Below are 6,517 nucleotides of genomic sequence, written 5' to 3'. Positions count from 1 at the left end.
TCAAGATGAGATTTCCCAATTAGTAAGACCCCTTGAAGACGACGAGGTAGATAGGTTGGAGGTGGAAGTGCAGTAATGCATGGAGCTGACCAATACTAATCGGTCGAGGGCTTATCCTATACTTAAAACGCAAATTCAATTCGGATTCAGTTTTCAGGCGATTAAGCCTGTAACCCATAAGCTGCCTGTCCTTTCTGAGGACTGATATTTTCTTGCAGCGATTTCGAGAAGCGAAAGCTTCGAAAAATCATGTTTGGTGGCGATAGCGGAGGGGTTCCACGCGTACCCATCCCGAACACGACCGTTAAGCCCTCCAGCGCCGATGGTACTTGGACCGAAGGGTCCTGGGAGAGTAGGACGTTGCCAAGCAGATTAAGCCATTGTTGATAATATCAGCAGTGGCTTTTTTTCTTTTTTTATTATGCAAGTATTTAAGGCTAGTAATAACATTAGAATAGGTTACCGTGGAATGACATTTTTGTTACCGACGTCGCGTTGGATACAAGTATAATAGAAAAGTGCTAATAGTTAGCAGATCTTTAATACGAAGGAACTACTCATAAATTCTAACTTTGAATTTTCTTGTGTCTTTAGATGCATTGTAGAGGTAGGGAGGATTTAAGGCATGAAACAATTAAAAATATTCAAGTTAATAATGATTTCTTGTATTGTAACTTTAATACTGGCAAGTTGCGGGGCTAAAGAACCTAAGTGGGATACTTTTGAGGGTGCACTTAATGAGAAAAGCTTCCCTGTCCCCCATGAGGCAAACTCACCAGACCAGACCACTACTAACGTTGCTATGGATTATGTACGTTATTCTTTACCTGGACTAAAGGAGAAGAATGGTATTCCAGATCCTTATATGGAGGCTATTAAAGCCTGGGGATGGACAGAACAGGAAGATGATGATAGTGATTCTTCGGGTGTTTTTCTGAAGGATGGGTTAACGGTTCATTTAACAGTGCACGATGATTATTTTGTAGTGATGATTCCTAAAGAAAAGAAGACCTCCATTAAAGGCCTTAAGACGAAATAAAGAATCGCCATCCCTAAGGATGGCGGTTTATTTTTTAATACGTGAAAATAATATGAGCTATACTGCTACACTCTATTGAGAGTAATAGGATACATCGGTCGGATTGAATTTTAGCATGCCTCCCTGATCCTGCCGATTCAGCCTGAATAGAGTATAAAGACGGGGCAGTAGGAGCCATAAGTGGCAAGTGATCAGTGATACTGTAAATGCTGGCGGTGACCAGAAAATAAAGAGTGCTGCAATACAAAGACCGATATAGAAATTATGTAGTTGTACTTTACGGAATATACGGTAACTAATGTGTTGATCAGGCATAAACCCTAACCAAGGCAGTTTAAATGAGACAGACCATCTTTTTGAAATGGGGTGTCCTGAGATTAAAAGAACTGAGCGTGAAATGACATATTGAACCCAGAATGCTACAGGCGCTGCTATGATTATGTAGAGAATGCTCCACCAGGAAAGAAATACGGTTTCGAGCACAAGGACTAATAAGGGAAGCATAATATAAATAGGCAGCAGGCGTGCCGTTAGATTGACCTTTTTAATTAGTTTATATTGATAGAATGTAGCTGCACCTTTGGTAGTGGGTTCCATAGATTATAGTCTAACCTCCTCATGAATTCGTATGTTCTTAATATCGGCGAGAGGATGTATTTTATTAAACTGGGGCGAAAATTCACCGATATAACGGCAACGGAATATATATAATGCACGATACCAAGGATATGAAAAAACTATGAAAAGGTTTAAAATGATAGAAGGTGTATCATACTGTTCTTAAAAGAGTCAAGGTGGGATGGTTATGGAACAGCAAACCGGGCAAGCTTGTATCATTTGTGGACAGGTAAAAGAGGAAGGTATTGTGATTGTCTCGCATTTTATTTGTGAGGAATGTGAGGCTGAGATGATACGTACCGAGGCTGAAGATGCCAAGTACCGTTTTTTTATCGGCCGGATGAAGAAGATCGGATTGCAAAAGAACGCTTAAGTAGAGTAGCTCTGTTAAATGGTGCAATTAAGAGAGCGGTCTGGATGAAAGATACGAAGGCTGCATTAGTAATATTCAATACACGGCTTCCTCGTTCTTCAAGCGGGAGGAGCCGTTTTGTTGTCCAAAGGGCTGGTTTTACACTGAAGCGTAGGCGTTTGCGAATATTTACGTTAAAATAGAAGGAACCCTATGGGAAGGAATTTAATATGAATAAATTACAACGTTGTAGGGCGCCTATATACGAAATGCTGGAACAATATAGAATTATGGGTAATAGATCATATCATGTGCCAGGTCATAAGAATGGAGAGGCATATGATGGCGTTGAAGGCGCTGGCTTTTTAGATGAGGTAATGAAGTATGATGTTACGGAAATTTCCGGGACGGATGATCTTCATCATCCTGAGGGAGTTATCAAGGAAGCGCAAGAGTTGGCAGCAGATTGCTTTGGAGCAGAGGAAAGCTTTTTTCTGGTTGGAGGGAGCACAGCTGGCAATCTGGCTCTTATTCTAACCGCTTGTCCCGAGCCTGGAATGATTATGATTGTTCAACGCAATGTGCATAAGTCAGTCATTCATGGACTGATGTTGGCTGGAGTACGCGCTGTTTTTCTGGAGCCTCTGATTGATCCACTCAGCGGCTTGTCAGTGGCGCCGGCGGCAGAAGCTGTTAAGGCTGCACTTGCAGCCTATCCTGAGGCCGCAGCTGTACTTGTTACCATGCCGAATTATTACGGCATGGGTAGTGATCTTGCGCCCCTCGCGCGTATTTGTCACGACAGCGGTGTACCGCTGCTTGTGGATGAGGCGCACGGGGCGCATTACGGGCAGCACCCGGCGCTGCCAGCCGGGGCACTTACTTCTGGCGCGGACGGCGTCGTGCAGTCCACGCACAAGATGCTCACAGCGATGACCATGGGCGCTATGCTGCATGTCCAAGGGCCGCGGCTCGACCGCGCCCTGCTCCGGCAGCGGCTCGCCATGGTGCAGAGCTCCAGCCCATCATATCCTATGATGGCGTCGCTGGATCTTGCCCGGCGGCTGCTGCACAGCCGGGGCAAGGGTGCCTTCACGGCGGGGCTGGCCGCCGTGGACGTCCTGCGGCGCGGGCTCGCGGAGCTGCCGCGCTACGGACTAGTGCAGCCGGCAGAGCCGCTGCACCGGAATACGCCGCCTGATTCTTTGGCGGCGTACGTGACACAGGACCCCTTTAAAGTCGTCATTTATGACGCCACCGGGGTCCTGAGCGGCTTCGAGCTGCAGCGCAGGCTCGAGGCTAAGGGCTGCGTGCCGGAGATGAGCGATGACCGGCACGTAGTGCTGCTGTTGAGCCTTGGATCGAAGGCTGAAGATGCAGATCTATTGCTGCAGGCGCTGCGGGAAATAGATTCGGAGGAGCCTTCCATATCACCTCATACCGTTAGCAAACCAGACTCTCGCAATAATTCCACGTGGAACAATTTCCATTCTTTACAAATCTCAGCTCCTGTCCCCTTCTCATTGAAGCCGGTGTCAGCGAATGAGATTGAAAGCATTGATCTTGAACATTGCATGGGCAGAGTAGCAGCGGAGATGGTTATTCCATATCCGCCGGGCATCCCAATATTATATCCGGGTGAAGTGATCACAGATCAGATACAAAGAAGGCTGGCTGGTTTAGCCAAAGGAGGCGCCAAATTTCAGGCTTGTGCTGATCCGGTCTTGCAGCGTATTGAGGTATACAACATTCAGAAGGGCGGAGAAGCATAAGTGGGAAAAGAAGGTTTCTTCATAACATTAGAAGGGGGCGAAGGCTCCGGAAAAACAACGGTACTAGGTAGAGTAGCAGCCTATTTACAGAACCGGTCCATGCCTTATCGAATTACACGTGAGCCGGGTGGCGTTGAAATCGCCGAGAAGATACGCTCCATTATTCTAGATCCTGCCCATACAGCAATGGATGCACGTACAGAGGCATTGCTATACGCTGCATCAAGAAGCCAACATCTCGCCGAAGTCGTTGAACCAGCTCTTAGAGAGGGGCTTACTGTGCTCTGTGACCGCTTTGTAGACAGCAGCCTTGTTTATCAAGGACATGCGAGAGGACTCGGAATAGAAGAGGTATGGAGCATTAATCGTTTTGCGATAGGGGACCGTATGCCGGATCTAACCTTTTATCTGGATGTAGACCCAGAGCTAGGGTTGTCACGGATTGCCGCGAATCAAGAACGGGAAGTGAATCGTCTGGATCTGGAGAGCCTTTCTTTTCATAAGAAGGTTCGTGAAGGCTATCAATTATTAGTTGAAGCAAATCCGGAAAGAATAGTAGTTCTAGATGCTAATCGCCCTATTCATATGGTAGAACAAGATATCGTGAGAACTCTTGAAGAGAGAGTATTAAAGGGTTTTTAAGGTGTTTTGTCTAATATACTAAGAGAAGTAACATATAACTAGGCGTGTGCTTATGAAGTAATGGTTACTACGAGTAGCTCTAAGTAGTAATACACCATAAAAATATTGGGAGGGAATGCGAAGATGAAGTTGATCATTGCAATTATCCAGGATAAAGACAGTAACCGGTTGTCCAGTGAGCTAGTCAAAGCCAATTTCCGTGCTACTAAACTTGCAAGTACAGGTGGCTTTCTACGGGCAGGGAATACGACATTTATGATCGGGGTAGAAGACAGTCAGATTGAATCCGTATTGACAGTAATCCGTAACAGCTGTAAGGTGCGTGAGCAGTTAGTCACTCCGGTAACACCGATGAGTGGAACAACGGATTCGTATTTGCCACTTCCTGTTGAGGTACAAGTGGGTGGAGCTACTGTATTCGTACTTCCTGTAGATCGTTTTGAACATTATTAAGTATAATATAGATTAGCAAGCCATTTATAAAAAGGGCGGTAGATAACCTTTGAAGATCAATCCGGGGTATAGGCCCTTGAAGAGTGAGATGCCAAATGCAGAAGGGGCTAACAAACCCGTTCAGCAAAAAACGTTCTCTGATGTTTTTCAGCAACAAAGTGAACAGAAAACTAAAGATGAATTGAACCGCCAGATTAAAGAAATACAGTCTCAAGGGGATCGTTTATCTAAGTCTATGACGATTCGTGAGCTTACCATTTACCGGATGATGATCAAAAGGTTTCTGGAAGAAACGGCTCGAAGAGGCGTTACTCTAAAAGAAACACGCGGATGGGATCGACGTGGCCGTGGCAAGCGTTACAAGCTGCTTGAGGAAATTGATTCGGCTTTGCTATCTATGGCAGATGATTTACTGAATAGTGAACAAGGCCGGATAGATCTGTTGGGACGCGTTGGAGAAATTCGCGGATTGTTAATCAACCTTTCTTTTTAAAATATAAGAAAGTATATGCTTTACACTATACTTTATCCTTATATTTCTCGATTAAACACTTACCGTCCTTATAAGGACGCCGAAGGCGTTTATGTTTGAAAGTTTTGGGAGGAAATTATGCCTTTTCATGATATAGTAGGCCAGGAGAACGCCAAGCGGCTACTCCAAAATGCCTTGCGCAAAGAAGCTGTGAGTCATGCTTATTTATTTACAGGGCCGGCAGGCAGTGGACAAATGAAAACGGCGCTGATGTTTGCCCAAGCTATATTTTGTACCCAGAGCAAGGACGATGCCTGTGGGGAATGCCTGGAGTGCCGCAAAGTAGAGCATGGAAACCACCCTGATTTGTCACTGCTGCAGCCAGATGGAGCAAGTATTAAAATAGATCAAATCCGTGAGCTGCAGCGCGTCTTTTCCTATCGGTCAGAGGGTGTGAATCCGAAAGTTTATATTATAGATGGAGCAGACAAAATGACGGTACAAGCTGCCAATAGTCTGCTGAAATTTCTGGAGGAACCACCAGCTCCGGCTGTTGGAATCTTAATTTCTGATAATAGCCGTTCCTTATTGCCAACCATTCAGTCGCGGACCCAGCGGATTCCATTTCGTCCGTTAAACCCGGATATTATGCTCCAAGCTCTGGCAAGTGAGGGCGTTCCCATACCCTTAGCTCGATGTGCAGTATCACTTAGTTCAGGACTTGATGGTTGCAGGAAACTTTTGGAACAGAATTGGTTTGCAGAAATGAGAAATGTAATGTTACAATTAGCTAAGGAGTCCTTAGGCAAGGGCAGCTCCGCTGTAGCAACTGCTGGGCAGAAGCTGTTCAAGACCGGACTCGCTGAACATTTGGATATCTTCTTCAGCATGTTCCATCTGTGGTTTAAAGATATGCTTTACTTCCTGTATCGTAAGCATGAGAGTATCGTTTTCATAGATCAGTTAGACTTTATTTCCAGGCATGCCCGTGAGCGGAGTGCGGAACAATGGGTGGCTTATATGGGATTTACTGCAGAGAGCACTAAGAAGCTGCGATCCAATGCCAATGCCCAGTTGTGTCTGGAGCAGTTTTTAATCCGACTGGAAAGTTAAAGGATTAGTTATGATATATCCTCCGGATGTCGCTTTACCTGGAAATATCGTTTTAA

The 6,517-nt window shown here is 45.4% G+C and carries 8 protein-coding genes and 2 rRNA genes; 9 read left to right on the top strand and 1 reads right to left on the bottom strand.

The window, feature by feature from the left end:
* The 3 genes from L1028_RS24125 to L1028_RS24115 form a co-directional block, all read left to right on the top strand.
* A 23S ribosomal RNA gene (locus tag L1028_RS24125) occupies positions 1–119 on the top strand; the annotation flags it as partial.
* Between the two features lie 133 nt (positions 120–252).
* Positions 253–369, top strand: a 5S ribosomal RNA gene (rrf, locus tag L1028_RS24120).
* 256 nt (positions 370–625) lie between these two features.
* Positions 626–1,039 carry a hypothetical protein gene (locus L1028_RS24115; protein ID WP_234540377.1) on the top strand — a complete coding sequence of 138 codons (414 nt, stop codon included), beginning with the start codon at positions 626–628 and terminating at the stop codon, positions 1,037–1,039.
* Between the two features lie 72 nt (positions 1,040–1,111).
* Here L1028_RS24115 and L1028_RS24110 read toward each other — a convergent pair whose 3' ends face one another.
* Positions 1,112–1,636: a hypothetical protein gene (locus L1028_RS24110; protein ID WP_042183802.1), complete on the bottom strand. Its 525-nt coding sequence runs from the start codon at positions 1,634–1,636 to the stop codon at positions 1,112–1,114.
* Between the two features lie 208 nt (positions 1,637–1,844).
* Here L1028_RS24110 and L1028_RS24105 point away from each other — a divergent pair, with 208 nt between their 5' ends.
* The 6 genes from L1028_RS24105 to holB all read left to right on the top strand — a co-directional run bounded on the left by L1028_RS24105 (position 1,845) and on the right by holB (position 6,461).
* The gene (locus L1028_RS24105) at positions 1,845–2,030 is read left to right on the top strand and encodes a sigma factor G inhibitor Gin (RefSeq protein WP_042123074.1); all 186 of its coding nucleotides are present in this window, start codon (positions 1,845–1,847) and stop codon (positions 2,028–2,030) included.
* A gap of 209 nt (positions 2,031–2,239) precedes the next feature.
* The gene (locus L1028_RS24100; RefSeq protein ID WP_234540374.1) at positions 2,240–3,781 is read left to right on the top strand and encodes an aminotransferase class I/II-fold pyridoxal phosphate-dependent enzyme; all 1,542 of its coding nucleotides are present in this window, start codon (positions 2,240–2,242) and stop codon (positions 3,779–3,781) included.
* Complete coding sequence (gene tmk / locus L1028_RS24095) at positions 3,782–4,423, top strand: dTMP kinase (RefSeq protein ID WP_234540370.1); 642 nt, start codon at positions 3,782–3,784, stop codon at positions 4,421–4,423.
* 123 nt (positions 4,424–4,546) lie between these two features.
* Positions 4,547–4,876: a cyclic-di-AMP receptor gene (locus L1028_RS24090; RefSeq protein ID WP_042183817.1), complete on the top strand. Its 330-nt coding sequence runs from the start codon at positions 4,547–4,549 to the stop codon at positions 4,874–4,876.
* 49 nt (positions 4,877–4,925) lie between these two features.
* On the top strand, positions 4,926–5,369 hold the full coding sequence (locus tag L1028_RS24085) for a YaaR family protein (RefSeq protein ID WP_234540368.1): 444 nt from the start codon (positions 4,926–4,928) through the stop codon (positions 5,367–5,369).
* 117 nt (positions 5,370–5,486) lie between these two features.
* Positions 5,487–6,461 carry a DNA polymerase III subunit delta' gene (holB, locus tag L1028_RS24080; RefSeq protein WP_234540365.1) on the top strand — a complete coding sequence of 325 codons (975 nt, stop codon included), beginning with the start codon at positions 5,487–5,489 and terminating at the stop codon, positions 6,459–6,461.
* Positions 6,462–6,517 lie beyond the last annotated feature (56 nt).

Source organism: Paenibacillus pseudetheri (genome assembly GCF_924513355.1).
GTDB lineage: Bacteria > Bacillota > Bacilli > Paenibacillales > Paenibacillaceae > Paenibacillus_AQ > Paenibacillus_AQ pseudetheri.
This window is presented reverse-complemented; position numbering and strand designations above follow the sequence as displayed.

Excerpts from the sequence above, each read along its gene's own strand:
- L1028_RS24115 (WP_234540377.1), top strand. The coding sequence starts at position 626 with ATGAAACAATTAAAAATATTCAAGTTAATAATGATTTCTTGTATTGTA.
- L1028_RS24110 (WP_042183802.1), bottom strand. The coding sequence starts at position 1,636 with ATGGAACCCACTACCAAAGGTGCAGCTACATTCTATCAATATAAACTA.
- L1028_RS24105 (WP_042123074.1), top strand. The coding sequence starts at position 1,845 with ATGGAACAGCAAACCGGGCAAGCTTGTATCATTTGTGGACAGGTAAAA.
- L1028_RS24100 (WP_234540374.1), top strand. The coding sequence starts at position 2,240 with ATGAATAAATTACAACGTTGTAGGGCGCCTATATACGAAATGCTGGAA.
- L1028_RS24090 (WP_042183817.1), top strand. The coding sequence starts at position 4,547 with ATGAAGTTGATCATTGCAATTATCCAGGATAAAGACAGTAACCGGTTG.
- holB (WP_234540365.1), top strand. The coding sequence starts at position 5,487 with ATGCCTTTTCATGATATAGTAGGCCAGGAGAACGCCAAGCGGCTACTC.